16 protein-coding genes are annotated in these 18470 nt (G+C 65.7%); 11 read left to right on the top strand and 5 right to left on the bottom strand.

Annotated features, from left to right (window positions below; genetic code table 11):
• Positions 1-57: 57 nt before the first annotated feature.
• On the bottom strand, positions 58-1227 hold the full coding sequence (locus PQU89_RS12320) for an isovaleryl-CoA dehydrogenase (protein WP_272766107.1): 1170 nt from the start codon (positions 1225-1227) through the stop codon (positions 58-60).
• A 179-nt stretch (positions 1228-1406) separates the two neighbouring features.
• Positions 1407-1808 carry a MerR family transcriptional regulator gene (locus PQU89_RS12315; RefSeq protein ID WP_047967030.1) on the bottom strand — a complete coding sequence of 134 codons (402 nt, stop codon included), beginning with the start codon at positions 1806-1808 and terminating at the stop codon, positions 1407-1409.
• A gap of 133 nt (positions 1809-1941) precedes the next feature.
• Between PQU89_RS12315 and PQU89_RS12310 the strand changes: the two genes are divergently transcribed.
• On the top strand, positions 1942-3642 hold the full coding sequence (locus tag PQU89_RS12310; RefSeq protein WP_272766106.1) for an AMP-binding protein: 1701 nt from the start codon (positions 1942-1944) through the stop codon (positions 3640-3642).
• A gap of 275 nt (positions 3643-3917) precedes the next feature.
• Here PQU89_RS12310 and PQU89_RS12305 read toward each other — a convergent pair whose 3' ends face one another.
• Positions 3918-4244, bottom strand: a complete 327-nt coding sequence (locus PQU89_RS12305; RefSeq protein WP_272766105.1) for a hypothetical protein — start codon at positions 4242-4244, stop codon at positions 3918-3920.
• A gap of 415 nt (positions 4245-4659) precedes the next feature.
• Here PQU89_RS12305 and PQU89_RS12300 point away from each other — a divergent pair, with 415 nt between their 5' ends.
• From PQU89_RS12300 to PQU89_RS12285, 4 genes are all read left to right on the top strand, one after another.
• Positions 4660-5355 (top strand): pirin family protein, encoded by a 696-nt coding sequence (locus PQU89_RS12300; RefSeq protein ID WP_272766104.1) that lies wholly within the window; start codon positions 4660-4662, stop codon positions 5353-5355.
• Positions 5356-5583: 228 nt separating this feature from the next.
• Positions 5584-5910 carry a hypothetical protein gene (locus tag PQU89_RS12295; RefSeq protein WP_272766103.1) on the top strand — a complete coding sequence of 109 codons (327 nt, stop codon included), beginning with the start codon at positions 5584-5586 and terminating at the stop codon, positions 5908-5910.
• Between the two features lie 525 nt (positions 5911-6435).
• Positions 6436-8832 (top strand): S8 family serine peptidase, encoded by a 2397-nt coding sequence (locus tag PQU89_RS12290; protein WP_272766102.1) that lies wholly within the window; start codon positions 6436-6438, stop codon positions 8830-8832.
• Between the two features lie 261 nt (positions 8833-9093).
• Positions 9094-11013 (top strand): B12-binding domain-containing radical SAM protein, encoded by a 1920-nt coding sequence (locus PQU89_RS12285; protein ID WP_272766101.1) that lies wholly within the window; start codon positions 9094-9096, stop codon positions 11011-11013.
• Between the two features lie 87 nt (positions 11014-11100).
• Here PQU89_RS12285 and PQU89_RS12280 read toward each other — a convergent pair whose 3' ends face one another.
• Both PQU89_RS12280 and tsaD read right to left on the bottom strand, forming a co-directional pair.
• Positions 11101-13002: an ATP-binding cassette domain-containing protein gene (locus PQU89_RS12280; protein ID WP_272766100.1), complete on the bottom strand. Its 1902-nt coding sequence runs from the start codon at positions 13000-13002 to the stop codon at positions 11101-11103.
• A 46-nt stretch (positions 13003-13048) separates the two neighbouring features.
• Positions 13049-14074, bottom strand: coding sequence for a tRNA (adenosine(37)-N6)-threonylcarbamoyltransferase complex transferase subunit TsaD (gene tsaD / locus PQU89_RS12275; protein ID WP_272766099.1), 1026 nt, complete (start codon positions 14072-14074; stop codon positions 13049-13051).
• Between the two features lie 105 nt (positions 14075-14179).
• On the opposite strand from tsaD, the gene PQU89_RS12270 reads away from it, so the two are divergent.
• The 6 genes from PQU89_RS12270 (at position 14180) to PQU89_RS12245 (ending at position 18465) form a co-directional block, all read left to right on the top strand.
• Entirely contained in the window at positions 14180-14599 is a 420-nt protein-coding gene (locus PQU89_RS12270) for an OsmC family protein (protein ID WP_272758385.1), read from the top strand.
• Between the two features lie 231 nt (positions 14600-14830).
• Positions 14831-15241 carry a flagellar basal body rod protein FlgB gene (gene flgB / locus PQU89_RS12265; protein ID WP_272766098.1) on the top strand — a complete coding sequence of 137 codons (411 nt, stop codon included), beginning with the start codon at positions 14831-14833 and terminating at the stop codon, positions 15239-15241.
• Positions 15242-15243: 2 nt separating this feature from the next.
• On the top strand, positions 15244-15654 hold the full coding sequence (flgC, locus tag PQU89_RS12260; protein ID WP_047967019.1) for a flagellar basal body rod protein FlgC: 411 nt from the start codon (positions 15244-15246) through the stop codon (positions 15652-15654).
• 16 nt (positions 15655-15670) lie between these two features.
• Positions 15671-16342, top strand: coding sequence for a flagellar hook assembly protein FlgD (locus PQU89_RS12255; protein WP_272766097.1), 672 nt, complete (start codon positions 15671-15673; stop codon positions 16340-16342).
• A gap of 32 nt (positions 16343-16374) precedes the next feature.
• A complete protein-coding gene (gene flgE / locus PQU89_RS12250; RefSeq protein WP_272766096.1) occupies positions 16375-17685 on the top strand; it encodes a flagellar hook protein FlgE in 1311 nt (436 codons plus the stop codon).
• Positions 17686-17721: 36 nt separating this feature from the next.
• On the top strand, positions 17722-18465 hold the full coding sequence (locus tag PQU89_RS12245) for a flagellar basal body rod protein FlgF (protein ID WP_272766095.1): 744 nt from the start codon (positions 17722-17724) through the stop codon (positions 18463-18465).
• Positions 18466-18470 lie beyond the last annotated feature (5 nt).

The following is an 18470-nucleotide window of genomic DNA, read 5'->3' as shown; positions in this document are numbered from 1 at the left end:
GGTACGGAACAAGGTGCGGCAAGGTTGGCCGCACCACTGGTTGCTGGCGGGCCGGGCTTAGCGGGTCTCGGCCATCAGTTCGCGGCCGATCAGCCAGCGGCGGATTTCGCTGGTGCCGGCGCCGATCTCGTACAGCTTGGCGTCGCGCAGCAGGCGGCCGGTCGGGTATTCGTTGATGTAGCCGTTGCCGCCCAGACACTGGATGGCGTCCAGTGCCATCTGCGTCGCCGCTTCGGCGGCGTACAGGATGGCGCCGGCGGCGTCCTTGCGGGTCTGGCGGCCGGATTCACCGCGGTCCAGCGCCTGGCCGACGGCGTAGACGTAGGCGCGGCTGGCGGACAGCTTCACGTACATGTCGGCCAGCTTGCCCTGCATCAGCTGGAAGTCGCCGATGGCCTGGCCGAACTGCTTGCGATCGTTCAGGTACGGCACCACCACGTCCATGCACGCCTGCATGATGCCCAGCGGACCGGCGGACAGTACCGCGCGCTCGAAGTCGAGGCCGCTCATCAGCACCTTGACGCCATTGCCTTCGCCGCCCAGTACGCTCTCTTCCGGCACGAAGCAGTCGTCGAAGAAGATCGGGTAGGTGTTGGAGCCGCGCATGCCCAGCTTGTCCAGCTTGCTGCCGTGGCTGAAGCCGGCAAAGCCTTTTTCCACGATGAAGGCGGTGATGCCCTTGGCGCCGGCGCTCACGTCGGTCTTGGCGTACACCACCAGGGTGTCGGCATCGCCACCGTTGGTGATCCACATCTTGCTGCCATTGAGCTTGTAGCCGCCGTCGACCTTGTCGGCGCGCAGCTTCATGCTCACCACGTCGGAGCCGGCGTTCGGCTCCGACATCGCCAGTGCGCCGACGTGTTCGCCGGAAATCAGCTTGGGCAGATACTTGCGTTTCTGTTCTTCGTTGCCATTCTTGTAGATCTGGTTCACGCACAGATTGGAGTGCGCGCCGTAGGAGAGTGCGACCGAGGCGCTGGCGCGGGAGATTTCCTCCATCGCGATCATGTGCGCGAGGTAGCCCATATTGGCGCCGCCGTACTCTTCGCTGACGGTGATGCCGAGCAGGCCCAGGTCGCCGAACTTCTGCCACAGGTCGGCCGGGAACAGGTTGTCGCGGTCGATGTCGGCGGCGCGCGGCGCGATCTCGCTCTGGGCGAAGTCGCGCACCGTTTCGCGCAGCATGTCGTAGGTGTCACCGTGGGCAAAGCGCAAGCTGCTGTACATGTCTCTCTCCTTTGTGCGAACTGCCCGGTGCCGTTGGCATCTCGTGGCGGCTATCTCTGTGTTGTAGCGGATGGCGGCGATTGCGCCATCTGCACTGTGGCATGACTTAATCTTGAATTACGCTTACGTTAACGTCAATACAAAATGACGAAACCATCCGTCAGGATGGCGGTAAAGCCTCAGGCTGTGGCGTCCTTGCCGGTCATGGTGTCGATCACCTGGCGGCAGTGGCCTTCCAGTACCACGATCTCGGACAGCACCGCGTCGATGTCGTTGCGCTGTTCTTCCAGCTGCTTCTTGCGCTCGGACAGCAGTTGCAGCAGCTTCAGCGACTGGCTGGCCTCGTCGCGTGCCAGCTCGTACAGGTCGAGGATCTCGCGGATTTCCGACAGTGCGAGACCGATGCGCTTGCCGCGCAGGATCAGCTTCAGCCGCGCGCGGTCGCGGTGGGTGAACAGGCGCTGACGGCCTTCGCGCTGCGGTTCGATCAGGCCCTGTTCCTCGTAGAAGCGGATGGTGCGCAGGGTGATGTCGAAATCCCGTGCCAGGTCGGAAATGGTGAAAAGGCGTTCTTCGCTCATGAATGGTTCCTGTTGGTCTGGCGCGATTGTAGCGTTTTTTGCCGGCCTTGCCGCGACAAGGCTTGAGATTACGTTAACGTAATAGTAAGTTAGTGGCAAAGCGATAACAGCACAATGCAACGGAGAACACACCATGACGTCGATGTCCGCTCTACCCAGTTATGTGCACGGCACCGGTGACAAGCCGCTGATCGGCCAGACCATCGGCCAGTTTTTTGACGACGCCTGCCGTCGTTTTGCCGAGCGCGACGCACTGATCGTGCGCCACCAGGGCATACGCTGGCGCTACGCCGAGCTGCAGGAGCAGGTCGAGCGCCTCGCCTGCGGCCTGCGCCGGCTGGGGCTGCAGACTGGCGAGCGTATCGGCATCTGGTCGCAGAACAACAGCGAGTGGCTGCTGATGCAGTTCGCCACCGCCAAGGCCGGGCTGGTGCTGGTCAACATCAACCCGGCCTACCGCCGCAGCGAACTGGAGTACGCGCTGAACAAGGTCGATTGCCGCGCGCTGGTGCTGGCGCCGAGCTTCAAGAGCAGCGACTACCTGGCGATGGTTGCCGACCTGGCGCCGGAGCTGGCCGTAAGCCAACCGGGCGAACTGCAGGCGGCGAAGCTGCCGGCGCTGCGCTGGGTGATCCGCCTCGGCGAAGAGGCGACGGCGGGGATGCTCAACTTCCCGGCCCTGCTGGCCGAGCCGACGGCGGCAGAGCGCGCCACGTTGGCCGCAGTCGGCGCCACGCTGCAGTTCGACGACGCCATCAACATTCAATTTACCTCCGGCACCACCGGCAGCCCGAAAGGTGCCACGCTCACCCACCACAACATTCTCAATAACGGCTTTTTCGTCGGAGAGGCGATGCGGCTGACCGAGCACGACCGCTTGTGCATTCCGGTGCCGCTGTACCACTGCTTCGGTATGGTGCTGGGGGTGCTGGCCTGCCTCACCCACGGCGCGGCGATGGTGTTCCCGGCGGAAGCGTTCGAGCCGCTGGCGGTGCTGCAGACGGTGGCGGAAGAAAAATGCACCGCGCTGCACGGCGTGCCGACCATGTTCATCGCGGTGCTGGATCACCCGCGCTTCGCCGAGTTCGACCTGTCCGCGCTGCGCACCGGCATCATGGCCGGCAGCCCGTGCCCGATCTCGGTGATGGAGCGGGTGGTGGCGCAGATGCACATGGCCGAGGTGACCATTGCTTATGGTATGACCGAGACCAGCCCGGTCAGTTTCCAGAGCGCGACCGACACCCCGGTGGCGAAAAAGGTGGCCACCGTGGGCCGCATCCACCCGCATGTCGAGGTCAAGATCGTCGACGTCGAGGGTCGCATCGTGCCGCGCGGCGAAACCGGCGAGCTGCTGACCCGCGGCTACTCGGTGATGCTCGGCTACTGGGGCGACGAGGAGAAAACCCGCGAAGCGATCGACCCCGCCGGCTGGATGCACACCGGCGACCTGGCGGTGCTGGACGCCGACGGCTACTGCAATATCGTCGGCCGAGTGAAGGACATGGTGATCCGCGGCGGCGAGAACATCTACCCGCGCGAGATCGAAGAATTCCTGTACCGCCATCCCAAGGTGCAGGACGTGCAGGTGGTCGGTGTGCCGGACGCCAAGTACGGCGAGGAGCTGTGCGCGTGGATACGGCTGCGTGACGGCGAAAGCTGCACCGCGGCAGAGATCCGCGCCTTCTGCGACGGCCAGATCGCGCACTACAAGATCCCGCGCTACATAGAGTTCGTCGACGCCTTCCCGATGACCATCACCGGCAAGATCCAGAAATTCATGATGCGGCAGCAGATGAAGGAAAAGCTGGGGCTGGACGAAGCCAAAACCGCCTGACGCGGCAGCCCCTGCGGCGCGCCGGGGCAGCAACAGCCGTGCGCGGTGTCGCCACCGCCACGGCTTTATTTGCGGCCAACGTTGGCCGCAACCGTCGCGGCTTGCCGGCCGCGGTCTCCCGCTGCCGGGCGGTGCGTGACGCTGCAGCGAATGTTGGTCCGTGTCCGGCGTGCCTTGGCGCCAGCGGCAAACGCTGCTGCCGGTGGCAAATTTAGCCGACGGCGGTGTCTGTGCGGCCAAGTGCTCACCGGCAGGCTGCCGGCGACCGCTAGCGGCTAGGTGCCGCCCACGTGCCAGCTCAGCACTTCGCGCTGTTCTTCCGCTTCGGCACGGGCGGTGGCGATGCGGTCTTCCTTCAGTTGGGCGCGCACCGTGTCCGGCAGTGCGGAGATGGCGTCGCTGATGGCGGCGGCGAGCAGATCGCCGACCATGCACGCCGGATCGCGCTGTCGCAGGTGGGCCAGCGCTTCCAGCTCGCGCACCAGCGCTGCCGGCACCGGGCCGGACACATTGCGTACCGAGGAGCTGCGCAGGTCGCAGCTATAGGCACTGGCGGTGCCGCTACACCAGCTGGCAACCAGTTCATTGATCTTGTCACCCATGGTCTCTGCCTCCGTATTGGTTTCGGGTGCATCGACGCCGCACCCTGTAGTGCTTTATAGCCGCTGTATCGCGAATTGGGATGTCCTGCGCCGGCGAGCAGGCTGGCCCACGGCGTTGCCGTGGTGTGCGGCAGGCGTGGTGAGGGCGGTGGTCATGGTCGGCTGCGCTCGCCGGCCACCTGCAACCGGAGGCGCCCAACGCGGCGTGGCCGTTGTCGCGGTTGCGCCCCGGCCGCTTGCCGCCGGACGGCGGCTCGGCTTGTCCCGCTTCCTTGGCGGATGGTGTCCTGTACCTTGTTCGGTTTTCCTGAACGGGCAGTCGGTTTTTTCCGCTATGGTGCGCGCGGCGCGGGCGCTACGATGCCGGCATCGAGATTGGCAATCGCCAGTCAGCGCACGCCCAAGGAGCCAGAACATGATTGCTATCCGTCCCGCCCACGCCCGCGGCAAGGCCGACTTTGGCTGGCTGCAGAGCCGCCACAGCTTTTCCTTCGGCAACTACTATGATCCGGCGCACATGGGCTTTTCCGATCTGCGCGTGATCAACGACGACCGCGTCGCGCCGCGCGCCGGCTTCGACACTCACGGCCACCGCGACATGGAAATCATCAGCTACGTGCTCGACGGCGCCATCCGCCACCGCGATTCCGCCGGTAACGAGGCGGTGCTGCGCGCCGGCGAATTCCAGGTGATGAGCGCCGGTCGCGGCATCATGCACAGCGAGTTCAACGCCAGCAACGACGCGCCGCTGCACTTCCTGCAGATCTGGATCGAGCCGCGCGAGACCGGCGGCGTGCCGGCTTACCGGCAGAAGGGCTTCGGCCTGCAGCCGGGGCTGACGCTGGTGGCCTCGCCGGACGGTGCCGCCGGCAGCCTCGCCATCCGCCAGGATGCACGCCTGTACCAGCTGCTGCTGGCGCCGGGTGAGGCGCTGGATTTTGCACAGGACAGCGGCCGTCGCAGCTATGTGCACCTGATCCGCGGCAGCCTGCAACTGGCGGACACGCAACTGGAGCCGGGCGATGGCGCCAGGGTCAGCGAGTTGCCGGCCTACACCCTGCGCAACAACGGCAGCGAGCCGCTGCAGGCGCTGCTGTTCGATTTGGCCTGAGCCGTTGCGCTCGCCGCCTGCCGCTGTCTGCGCGGCCGGTAGGGCGCAAGGTCCTGCCATCGCGCCGCTTGGCGGCTCGGGGCTGGCCAAGTTTAGCCGCAAGGTCTGCTGCCGCACCGGCTGCCGCTCGCGCGGCATGGCGCGTCAGCCATTGCCGAGCGTCGCCCCGTGCCAGCGCGCCGGTATTTACTGGCTACACTCAAAGTCAGGGAGCCGGGAGGGCGAGCGATGAAGCTGGGGCTGGAGGAAATGCTGCAGCTGCTGCAGGAAGTGGAGCAGGGCGACCCGCTGGATTTTGGCGACCTGCCAATGGACGAAGACCAGCTGCGACGGCTGGTACTGAGCGACCTGCTGCAGCGTGACCAGCAACTGCAGGCCAGCGCCTCGGCGGAGGAGTGCCAGCTGATCTACCTGCTGTCAACCGCGCGGCTGGTACTGGAAAACCTGCTGCTGCACCTGCAGCTGCTGCGTCTGGAGCAGCCGGAAGGCGGCAGCGACGCGCAGTGGCAGGCCCTGCTGCGACGCTTCCGGCACGGTGACGACGGCGCGGCGTGAGGGTCGCCGCCAGCTTGCCGGTGTGGGCGGGCGCAATGCCTGTCAGCGCCACCCTGTCGTTGCCATTGAGCGGCATGCCGGGCCGCCGCTGCCCAGTCACCGTGCACTTGTCTGATCCATGTCTTCTCCCGGCCTTCCTCCGCGTGGCGGCCTGCTGTGCTGGCTGTCACTTGCCTCCCATTCGCCGCCGCGTGCCCCCGCTTGATCGTCTCGTGCGCAAAGCGCTTGCTGCTGTCATCGCCGTTATCCATGCCATGTCGCGATGCTCGTTGCCGGCCGATGGCGGGTGTGGGTTTTTCGTCGGCGGCCTTCTATAACGGTGAGATGACGTTTCCGGCCGTGCTCCGCCGGAAAGGTCGGCTTGGCGCGCGGTAACCGGCCGCGCCGTTGCAACAAAACCGGCCGCTGCTCAGGCGCGCCACCGCCGCGTGCGGCTGGCGGCGCTGGCCGTGGCGTGGCCGGTACTGGGCGTGGTGAGCGGTGGCCGTTGCGGTCTGGCTGCGATCCGGCGCGAAGGTGGATGCCATGCATCGTTCGATCCTGCTTTGCTGTCTGGCCTTGCTGTTGCCGTGTTTCGCCACTGCGGCCAACCTTGCGCCGACCGCGGCGGCACCGCTGCTGGCGCCGCCGGCAGTACTGGCGGACCGAGACGGCGACGGCCTCGGCGACAGCCTGCAGCAGCAGTTGGCCACGGCGGCGCCGGATGCGCGCTTCGACGTGGTGGTCACCTTCCGGCAGCCGGCGCAGGCGGCGGCCGCACGCCAGACGCTGGGCAACTTCGTGCCGCGTCATGAATTCAAGCTGATCCCCGGTTTTGCCGGCCGCCTCAGCGCGGCGCAGATCCGCGGGCTGATGCACGCGCCGGGCCTGCTGCGCATCGAGGAAGACGCCACGGTGCAGACCCAGCTCGACGCCGCGCGCGCCGACTTCGGCATCGAGGCCGCACGTGGGCTGGGGGCCAGCGGCCTGATCGGGCGCAATGTCGGTATCTGTATCGTCGACACCGGCGTCGATCCGCTGCACGAGCAGCTGGACAACGGCAAGGTGGCCGCCTTCATCGACTATGTCGCCGGCCGCAGCGCACCCTATGACGATAACGGCCACGGCACCCATGTCGCCGCCATCGCCGCCGGCGACGGTAGCGGCGGATCGGCCGCTGCGGCGTTCCAGGGCGTGGCCAGCGGCGCGGCGCTGTACGCCGCCAAGGTGCTCGACGCGCAGGGGAGCGGGGCGGAAAGCAATGTGGTCGCCGGCATCCAGTGGTGCGCCGCCCAGACCGGGGTACACGTCATTTCCATGAGCCTGGCCGCCTTGCCGCCTGCCGACGGCAAGGACGCGATGAGCCAGGCGGTGGACGCCGCGGTGGCGGCGGGCAAGGTGCTGGTGGTAGCCGCCGGCAATGATGGCGACGAACCCGGCACCGTCGGCTCGCCCGGCGCGGCGGCGGGGGCGATCACCGTCGGCGCCTGTGCCGAGTGGTCGGCGGCACCGGCTGCGGCCAACCATTCCGACGGCGTCTACCTGACGGCGTTTTCCAGCCGCGGCCCGATCACGGTGAACGCCACCACCAGCTACATCAAGCCCGATGTTTGCGCACCGGGGCACCGCATTGCCGCGGCCAAGTCCGGCAGCGTCGGCGACTATGTGGTCTATAGCGGCACCTCGATGGCGACGCCGTTTGTCGCTGGTGCCGTGGCGCTGGCGCTAGAGGCCAATCCGGCGCTGAAGGGCAATCCGGCGCAGGTGCGCAGCCTGCTGGAGAGCAGTGCGCAGGATCGCGGCGCCAGCGGCAAGGACAACGAATGGGGTGCCGGCCTGCTCGACGGCTACGCCTTTGTCGCTCGCGCGCAGAATGCCGCTGCCAGCGTCCGCACCTCGATGCCCACCGCCGTGCATGTGGATGCCAGTGTCGGCAACAACCAGGTGTGGAGCCATAGTTTCAATCTTGCAGAAGGCGATCTCGGCCAGCCGCTGGCGGCCACGGTGACCATCGTCGGCCAGCCGCTGTGCGTGCTGCAGTTTGGCGGTTTCTGCTTTGCCTACCAGTGGGACCCGGATCTCGACGCCAGGCTGCTGGCGCCGGACGGCACGCTGCTGTCGGCCAGCGGCTGCATGGGCGAGGGTAGCGACTGCGCCGCGCCGCGCGCGCCGCTGGTGGCGCTCGGGCGCCAGGAAACGCTGCACGCGATGCCGACTGTGGCCGGCACCTACCGCATCGAGGTGAAGGGCGCCGTCGATGACGTCAATAACGGCAAGGGCGGCAGCTTCGCGTTCGACCTGTCGCGCGGCCCGCTGGCCGCCGCGGTGGCCAGCCCGGACTTCTCGCTGAGCACGACCCCGGCCAGTCGCAGCGTGGTCAGCGGCGGCAGCACCAGCTACACCACCACCGTCACCGCCACGGGCGGCTTCGGCAGCAGTGTCGATCTCAGCGTCAGCGGCCTGCCGTCCGGCACCAGCGGCAGCTTCAGCCCCGATCCGCTCAGCGGCGGGAGCGGTACGGCCACCCTCAGCGTGAGCACCAGCAGCGCCACCGCGGCCGGCAGCTACCCGCTGCTGATCGGCGGCATAGGCGGCGGGCTGAGCCGCAGCAGCACGGCCACGCTGGTGGTGACGGCGCCCAATGCCGACTTTGCGCTGGCGGTGTCGCCGGCCAGCCGCACGGTGAAGCGCGGCGGCCGCGCCAGCTATACCGCCACCATCAGCGCGCTGAACGGCTTTAGCGGCGCCGTCACGCTCAGCGTGTCCAACCTGCCGGCCGGCGCCACCTTCGGCTTCACCCCCAATCCGGTGGCCGGCGCCGGCTCGTCCACGCTGACCGTCAAGACAGCCAAGACGACACCGGTCGGCAGCCGCAGCCTGCTGGTCACCGGCAGCAGCGGCAGCCTGAGCCATAGCCAGAGCGTGGAGCTGGTCGTGCGCTAAGAGCCTGTTCACGATCTGCTGTGCTTCGGCGGTACCGCGTTGAAAACGGCTTCGGAATGCTCATTGACCCCATGTCAACTCCGCTTCCTCATCCGTTTTCGCCTTGTCTCGCTCTAGCTCGCGAGATCCTGAGCACGCTCTCAGAGGCTACGGTCGCAAGGTTGGCCGCAATGCTGCCCACGCTCGCCGTTTCATGAGAAAATCCCCGCCATCACGGGCAGCTTGCAGCTGCCCGCCTTGTTTTGCAGCCGGAACCTTGCCATGCCCCACAATGCTTCACCCCACGTGCTGTCCGTCATCCCTCCGATGACACAGCTGAACACGCCTTACCCGTCCACCGCCTATATCACCGGCTTTCTGCGCTCGCGCCAGATCGATGCGGTGCAGGAGGATCTGGCGCTGGCGCTGGTGTTGCAGCTGTTCTCGGTGGCCGGCCTGAAGGCGGTGCGCGAGCGCATCGACGCCATCGCGCCGAAAAAGCGCAGCCATCAGGTGCGCCATTTTGTCGAGTTTTTCGAGCGCTATCTCGCCACCATCGGCCCGGTGATCCGCTTCTTGCAGGGCGGCGATTCCACCGTCAGCCACCGCATCTGCAGCCGCGGCTTTCTGCCGGAGGGGGCGCGCTTTGCCGCGCTGGACAATTACGTCGACCCGGATGATCCGGACGGTGGCGATCCGCTGGCGTGGGCGTTCGGCGCGCTGGGGGCGCAGGACCGGGCGCGGCATCTGGCCACGCTGTACCTCAATGACCTGTCTGACGTGCTGCGCGACGCGGTGGACGAGCGCTTCGAGTTCGTGCGCTACGCCGAATCGCTGGCGATGAGCCAGCCGACCTTCGAGCCGCTGGCCGCTGCGCTTTCGGCGCCGCCGACGCTGGTGGATGACACCTTGCAGGCGCTGACCCTTGCCGCCATCGAGAAGCACCAGCCGGACCTGGTGCTGCTGTCGGTGCCGTTCCCCGGCTCGGTGTACGCCGCGTTCCGCATCGCGCAGACCATCAAGCAACGTTGGCCGCAGATCCGTACTGCGCTCGGCGGCGGCTTTGCCAATACCGAGCTGCGCGAACTGCGCGAGCCGCGCGTGTTCGACTACTTCGATTTCGTGACGCTGGATGACGGCGAAAAGCCGATCCTGGCGCTGCTGGAGCACCTGCAGGGGCAGCGCGGCGTCAGCCGGCTGGTGCGCACCTATGTGCGCGAGGACGGTGCCGTGCGTTACGTCAACATGATGGAAGGCGATATCGCCTTCGAGGACGTCGGCGCGCCGACTTGGGACGGGCTGCCGATCGATCGTTATCTGTCGCTGTTGGACATGCTCAACCCGATGCACCGGCTGTGGAGCGACGGGCGCTGGAACAAGCTGACCGTGGCGCACGGCTGCTACTGGAAGAAGTGCAGCTTCTGCGACGTGACGCTGGACTACATCTCGCGCTACGAGACGGCGTCCGCCGCCACGCTGGTCGACCGCATCGAGGCCATCATCGCCGAGACCGGCCAGACCGGTTTTCACTTCGTCGACGAGGCCGCACCGCCGAAGATGCTGCGAGCGCTGGCCGAGGAGCTGCTGCGCCGCAATGTCAGCATCTCGTGGTGGGGCAATATCCGCTTCGAGAAGTCGTTCACCCCCGAGCTGTGCCAGCTGCTGGCCGAATCCGGCTGCATCGCCATCTCCGGTGGGCTGGAGGTGGCCTCCGACCGCCTGCTGAAGCTGATGAAGAAGGGCGTGTCGGTGGACCAGGTGGCGCGGGTGACGCAGGGCTTTACCGAGGCCGGGGTGCTGGTGCACGCCTACCTGATGTACGGCTTTCCGACGCAGACGGTGCAGGACACGGTGGACGCGCTGGAGTACGTGCGCCAGCTGTTCGAGAACGGCTGCATCCAGAGCGGCTTCTTCCACCGCTTCGCCTGCACCGTGCACTCGCCAGTGGGGCAGAACCCGGAGGAGTACGGCGTCAAGCTGATTCCACTGCCGGAGGTGACCTTCGCCAAGAACGACATCGGCTTCATCGACCCGACTGGCACCGACCACGACGCCATGGGCCGCGCGCTGAACAAGGCGCTGTACAACTACATGCACGGCATCGGGCTGGAGGCGGACGTGCGCGAGTGGTTCGACAGCAAGGTGCCGCGCACGCGGGTGTCGCGCCACTTCATCAGCAAGGCGCTGTTCAGCCAGCGCTGAGACGACAGGCACAAAACACTGCGGCCAACCTTGGTAACAAGGTTGGCCGCAGTGCTGTTCAGGACGGGTTTGGCGGGCGCCGCCGGCTTAGCCCTCCAGTGCCTCCATCGCTTCCTGCAGTTCCAGCCACGCCATTTCCATCTCGTCCAGCTGGGCGGAGAGTTCGCCCTGCCGCTTCAGCGCGGCGGCCAAGCGTGCCTTGTTGTGCTCCTGGTAGGCCTCTTCCAGCAGCAGGAAGGCGTCCAGCTCGGCCTTCTCGCTGCCCAGCAGCGCCATGTCCTTGTCCAGCTTGTTCTGCTTGGTCTGCAGCGGCCTGCGTTGCGCCGCCAGCTTGTTGCGGGCGTCGGCTTCCAGCCGCTTCTGTTCCTTGCGGTTGACGCCGTCGCTGGCGGCGCTGCCCGGCGCTTTGCCGTTGTCGGCCTGCTGCTGCAGCCGCCACTGGCGGTAGTCTTCCAGATCGCCGTCAAACGGCTGCACCTTGCCGCCGGCCACCAGCCAGAAGGCGTCGGTGGTGGATTCCAGCAGCGAGCGGTCGTGCGATACCACGATCAGTGCGCCGCCAAAGTCCTGCAGCGCCAGCATCAGCGCGTGGCGCATGTCGAGGTCGAGGTGGTTGGTCGGTTCGTCCAGCAGCAGCAGGTTCGGCTTTTGCCACACCAGCAGCGCCAGCGCCAGGCGCGCCTTTTCGCCGCCGGACATCGGGCCGACCAGGTTGTTGACGGTGTCGCCGCGGAAGTTGAAGCCGCCGAGGAAGCTGCGCAGCTCCAGCTCGCGTGCCTGCGGCGCCAGCTTCTGCATGTGCCACAGCGGCGATTCGTCGGAACGCAGGGTGTCGAGCTGGTGCTGGGTGAAGTAGCCGATGCGCAGCATCTTGGCGCCGATCACCTCGCCGGCCAGCGGTTGCAGCTCACCGGCCAGCAGCTTCACCAGCGTCGACTTGCCGGCGCCGTTGACGCCGAGCAGGCCGATGCGGCTGCCGGATTCCACCGACAGCGACAGCTGGCGCAGGATGGGGGTGTCGCCGTAGCCGACATCGGCGCGTTCCAGCTTCAGCAGCGGGTTGGGCAGGTTGTCCGGGGTGTCGAAGTGGAAGTCGAACGGCGAATCGACGTGCGCCGGCGCGATGCGTTCCAGCTTCTCCAGCGCCTTGATGCGGCTCTGCGCCTGGCGTGCCTTGCTGGCCTTGGCCTTGAAGCGGGTGATGAACGATTCCAGGTGTGCGACCTGGCGCTGCTGCTTCTCGTAGTTGCCCTGCTGCTGGGCCAGCTTTTCCGCGCGCATCACCTCGAACTGGCTGTAGTTGCCGGTGTAGAGGGTGAGCTTCTGCTGCGACACGTCGACGATGTGCGTGACCACGCTGTCGAGGAAGTCGCGGTCGTGCGAGATCACGATCAGCGTGCCTTCGTAGGCCTTCAGCCAGTCTTCCAGCCACAGCACCGTTTCCAGGTCCAGGTGGTTGGTCGGTTCGTCCAGCAGCAGCAGGTCGGAGCGGCACATCAGCGCCTGCGCCAGGTTCAGACGCATGCGCCAGCCGCCGGAGAAGGTGGATACCGCGCGGCTCTGGTGTTCGACGGGAAAGCCGAGGCCGGCCAGCAGCTTGCCGGCACGGGCAGCGGCGGAGTAGCCGTCGATGCGGTCCAGCTCGGCGTGCAGGCTGCCGATGGCGTTGCCGTCGGCGCTGGCTTCGGCTGCGGCCAACCTTTGCTGCAGGCGGCGCAGCTCGGCATCGCCGTCGAGTACGAAGTCGAGTGCCGATTGCGGCAGCGCCGGGGTTTCCTGCGCCACGTGCGCCATGGTCCACTGTGGCGGCAGCAGCACTTCGCCGCTTTCGGCGTGCAGTTCGCCCTTCAGCAGCGCGAACACGCTGGACTTGCCGGCGCCGTTGGCACCGGTCATGCCGACCTTGTTGCCGGGGTTGATGGTGAGGTTGGCCGCAACAAGCAGTTCTTTCAGGCCGCGGCGCAGGGACAGGTTTTTTAGCTGGATCATAGCGATTCGGTAGGGCGGCCGCCTGGTGGCGGCCGGCGGGTGAGGGTCAGGCCTTGGGCAGGGTGGATAGGTCCCAGCGCGGCTTCACGGTAAAGCTGCCGGCGGTGCGCGCGTACTGCAGGCGCATGGCGCCGGCGAAGGCGATCATCGCGCCGTTGTCGGTGCACAGCTTCAGCGGCGGGTAGAACACGCCGAAGCGGCGTTTGGCGGCGGCGGCATCCAGCGCCGCGCGCAGCTGCTTGTTGGCGCCAACGCCGCCGGCGACCACGATGCGCTCCAGGCCGTACCGTTTCAGCGCCTTCATGCACTTGCTGACCAGCACGTCGACGATGGCTTCCTGGAAGGCGCGGCAGATGTCCTTGCGGGTTTGTTCATCGATACTGCCGTATTCGGCCTCGACCTGCTTCTTCAGCATCAGCACCGCGGTTTTCAGGCCGGAGAAGCTCATGTCCAGGTTGTCGCTGTGCAGCATCGGGCGCGGCAGGGTGAAGCGTTCCGGGTCGCCTTCTTCCGCCAGTTTCGACAGCAGCGGGCCGCCGGGATAGGGCAGGCCGAGCAGCTTGGCGGTCTTGTCGAAGGCTTCGCCGGCGGCGTCGTCCACGGTCTCGCCGAGGATCTCGTAATCGCCGACGCCGCGCACCGCCATGATCTGGGTGTGGCCGCCGGAGACCAGCAGCGCGAGGAACGGGAATTCCGGCCGCGGCTCGGCCAGCAGCGGCGACAGCAGGTGGCCTTCGAGGTGGTGCACGCTGATCACCGGGATGTTCAGCCCCACCGCCAGCGCATTGGCGAAGCTGGCGCCGACCAGCAGCGCACCGCCGAGGCCCGGGCCTTCGGTGTAGGCGATGGCGTCGATGTCCTGTAGCGTCTTGCCGGCTTCGGCGAGGCAGGCGCGGGTCAGCGGCGTGACGCGGCGGATGTGGTCGCGGCTGGCCAGCTCCGGCACCACGCCGCCGTATTCGGCGTGCATCGCCATCTGCGAGTGCAGCTGGTCGGCGATCAGGCCGCGTTCGGTGTCGTACAGCGCGACGCCGGTTTCGTCGCAAGACGATTCAATTCCCAATACGAGCATGTGAGTGGCTTCAAAACTAAACAATCTTTCCATTTTACCGGTGATTCTTTGTTCGCCCAAATCGGCAGTGATACGCTTGCGGTCTGAATCCAAGGGGAAGGCAAGATGAAAGCAAGACTGAAGTGGGTGGACGGCGTGTGTTTCATGGGCGAAACCGGCAGCGGCCATGCGGTGGTGATGGACGGCGCGCCGGAAGGCGGCGGCCGCAACCTCGGCCCGCGGCCGATGGAACTGCTGCTGCTGGGCACCGCCGGCTGCACCAGCTATGACGTGCTGAACATCCTGAAGAAGTCGCGCCAGGACGTGCGCGACTGCTGGGTGGAGATGGACGCCGAGCGCGCCGACACCGATCCGAAGGTGTTTACCAAGATCCACTTCCACTTCGTGGTGGTGGGGCGCGAGCTGAAGGCGGACGTGGTGGAGCGCGCCATCAAGCTGTCGGCGGAGAAGTACTGCTCGGCCTCGATCATGCTCGGCAAGACCGCCGACATCACTCACGATTTCGAGATCCGCAGCGACGACTAAGCGCGCTACCTTGCGGCCAACGTTGGCCGCCATTGCCGTTCCCAACGCCACCCTTGCCGGTGGCGTTGCCGTTTCCGGCGCGCGGCGGCAAATCTTGCCGCCTTGCCGGCGGCGGATACGGCGCCGGGCAGGGGTTTTCGGCCGTCTCCGGCAAAACTTGAGCGCTGGCCGGCCGTTTTTTGATTGGCACAGTTCATGCTTTGAGGATGCCAACTTAACGGATGACCGATCATGCTCGACAAGATTTCCGACCACCTCAATTTCTTCCAGCAATCGCTTGGCCTGCGCGCCAAGAAGGTGGAAGTGATTGCCAGCAATATCGCCAATGCGGACACGCCAGGCTATAAGGCGGTGGATTTCGATTTTGGCAAGGCGTTGCAAGGCCAGCTGCGCGCATCGCAAAGCGGGCTGGCGCTGGCGACCAGCAACGAGCGCCATCTGGCGGCCCAGGGCCACGCCAGCGTCGATGAAGGCGGTCTGCAGTATCGCAGCGCGGTACAGCCCAGCCTCGACGGCAACACCGTCGACATGGACGTCGAGCGCGCCGCGTTTACCGATAACGCGATGAAATACCAGTCCACGCTGACCTTCCTTAACCGGAGAATCAGCGGGCTGATGGACGCAATCAAGGGTGGGCAATAAGCATGTCGCTGTCTAATGTCTTCAATATTGCCGGCTCGGCGCTGACGGCGCAGTCGATGCGTCTGAACCTGGTGGCCAGCAATATCGCCAACGCGGAGAGCGCCACCAGCTCCACCGGCGAGCCGTTCCGCGGCCGCCACGCGGTGTTCACCGCCACGCCGGTGACCGCCGACATGCCGCAGGTGGCCGGGGTGCGGGTGACCTCGATCGTCGAGGACACCTCGCCGTTCCGCCTCAAGTACGAACCGGGCCATCCGCTGGCCGACGAGCGTGGCTACATCAAGATGCCCAACGTCAACCCGGTGGAAGAAATGGCCGACATGATTTCCGCTTCGCGCTCCTACCAGACCAGCGTCGAAGTAATGAATACCGCAAAGACCTTGCTGCAAAAAACCTTGCAGCTTGGCCAGTAACCGTTAGAGGTCTCGCATGGCAACCGTAAACAGCGCCACCGCCACCGGCATCGACTATGAGTCGTTCAACGTCGCCAGCAACAAGGCGGCCAGTAACGCCGAAGACATCCAGAACCGCTTCCTGAAGCTGCTGACCACGCAGCTGAAGACCCAGGATCCGTCGAACCCGATGGACAACGCGCAGATGACCAGCCAGATGGCGCAGATCAGTACCGTCAGCGGCCTGGAAAGCGTCAACGCCTCGATCAAGGCGCTGTCGGACAACCAGTCCGCCAGCCAGTCGCTGCTGGCGACGCTGATGATCGGCCGCTACGCGCTGATCCCCGGTAACGAAGTCAGCCTCAACGGCGGCGCGGCCAAGGCAGTGGTGGACTTTCCGCAGTCGGCCAGCGACGCGGTGGTCACCATCAAGAACTCTGCCGGCGTGGTGGTCAGCGAGATCAAGCTTGGCGCACAGACTGCCGGCCAGCTGACGGTCGGCTGGGACGGCAAGAACGCGGCCGGCGTGCAACAGCCGGACGGCCAGTATTCGATCTCGATCAAGGCGGTGAACGGCTCGGTGGCGGTGGATGCCAAGATCCTGAATCCGATCAAGATCAGCAGTGTGGCGATCGACAAGGGTGTTTCATCATTGGTGCTGGAAAACGGCAAGCGGATGTCGATGAGCGACGTGACGCAACTTATCTAAGACATTCCGGTTAAGCATTCGGGGGATAGAACATGGGTTTCCAGCAAGGTTTGAGTGGTCTGAGCGCGGCGTCCAAGCAGTTGGACGTGATTGGCAACAATATTGCCAACGGCAGCACCATCGGTTTCAAGGGCTCGCGCGTCGAGTTTGGCGATCTGTACGCCCGTTCGCTGGCCTCGGCCTCGACCCAGGCGGGTACCAATACCCAGGCCGGCGTCGGGGTGCAGGTGCTGGCGGTGTCGCAGCAGTTCCAGCAGGGCAACATCACCACCACCAACAACCCGCTGGACATGGCGATTTCCGGTAACGGCTTTTACCGGCTGACCAGCGAGAACACCGGCAACGGTGGCATCGAGGCGTTTTCCCGCAACGGCGAATTCAAGCTGGACAAGGAAGGCTACATCGTCAACAACGGCTACTACCTGAACGGCTACCAGATGGTCAACGGCGTGAAGACCGGTGCCGAACAGCCGCTGCAGGTGTCCACCATCAACAGCGGCATCGCCAAGGCGACCGGTGCTCCCGGCGAGCGCGGTATCGACTGGAGCTTCAACCTGAACGGTGGTGGCGCGGTGATCGACCCGGCGGTCAAGCCGTTTGACCCGCTGGACGCGTCCACCTATTCCTATACCAGCGGTGCCAAGTTCTACGACAACTACGGCAACGTGCATACCGTGTCGGTGTACTTTGCCCGCCGCGCCTCGACCGTCGATCCGGTGGTGCCGGCTACCGTGCCGCCATCGACGCTGGACGTGAACAACTGGGACGTGTACCACTCGGTAGACGGCACCCTGGTGGCGGGCGCGCCGACCCAGGTCAAGTTTGACCAGTCGGGTCAGCTGACCGCGTGGTCGGACAACATCATCACCATCGCTGCCGATACCAGTGCCGCCAGTGCCCACCCGGCATTCGATATCGACTTCACCAACAGCACCCAGTACAGCGGCGATTACAGCGTCTCCCGCCAGGTGGCCGGCGGCTATCCGGCCGGCAAGTTCACCGGTATCGGTGCCGACTCCGCCGGCGTGATCTACGCCAACTACACCAACGGCGTGACCGAGCCGATCGGCCAGATCACGCTGTACAACTTCTCCAACATCCAGGGTCTGGTGCCTAACGGCAACAACCGCTGGCTGTACAGCAGCGACGCCGGTGCCCGCAGCATGGCCGACCCCAACTCCGGCGGCATGGGCTACATCAAGCCGTCGGCGCTGGAGGAATCCAACGTCGATACCACCGCCGAGCTGGTGAATATGATCATTGCGCAGCGCTACTATCAGGCCAACGCGCAGACCATCAAGACCCAAGACACTATCATGCAGACCCTGCTCAACCTGCGTTAATGCGGGTTGACACGCTAAGCGCGGAGAGACGGATTCATGGATAAGGTGCTGTATCTGGCAATGAATGGTGCGAAGCACGTCGCATGGCAACAGGCGACCACTTCCAACAATCTTGCCAACGTCCATACCAACGGCTTCAAGGCCGATCTGGCGTCTTTCCGGGCGCTGCGCGTGGTCGGCGACGGCGCGCCGACGCGCACCTACCAGGTCGACAATACCGTCGGTCACGACATGAGCCAGGGCTCGCTGCAGCTGACAGGCAACGAAAGCGATTTCGCGCTGGCAACGCCGGGCTTTTTTGCGGTGCAGGCACCGGGTGGTGGCGAGGCCTACACCCGCGACGGCGGCTACATCGTCGACACCGAAGGTGTGATGCGCACCCGTTCCGGGCTGGCAATCCAGGGTGAGGGCGGCCAGATCGTGGTACCGCCGGGCTCGCGCATCACCCTCGGCATCGACGGCACGGTATCGGCCTCGGCCAGTGTCGGCGCCGACCGTACCGTGCAGGTGCTGGGCCGCATCAAGCTGGTCAATCCGGCGGAGCGGGCGGTGTACAAGGGCGATGACGGCCTGTTCCGTCAGCACGATGGCCAGGACGCGCCGGCTGCGGCCAACGTGCAACTGAAGAGCGGCTTCCTGGAAGCCAGCAACGTCAATGCGGTCGAGAGCCTGGTGCAGATGATCAGCCACTCCCGCCATTACGATCTCAATATCAAGCTGATGCAAACGGCGGAGCAGAATGCCCGCCAGGCGACAGAATTGCTGTCGATTACCGGCTAAACGAA

This window comes from Vogesella indigofera (assembly GCF_028548395.1).
Taxonomy (GTDB): domain Bacteria; phylum Pseudomonadota; class Gammaproteobacteria; order Burkholderiales; family Chromobacteriaceae; genus Vogesella; species Vogesella indigofera_A.
The sequence above is the reverse complement of the archived record's forward strand: the minus strand, read 5'-3'. Positions and strand labels throughout refer to the sequence as shown.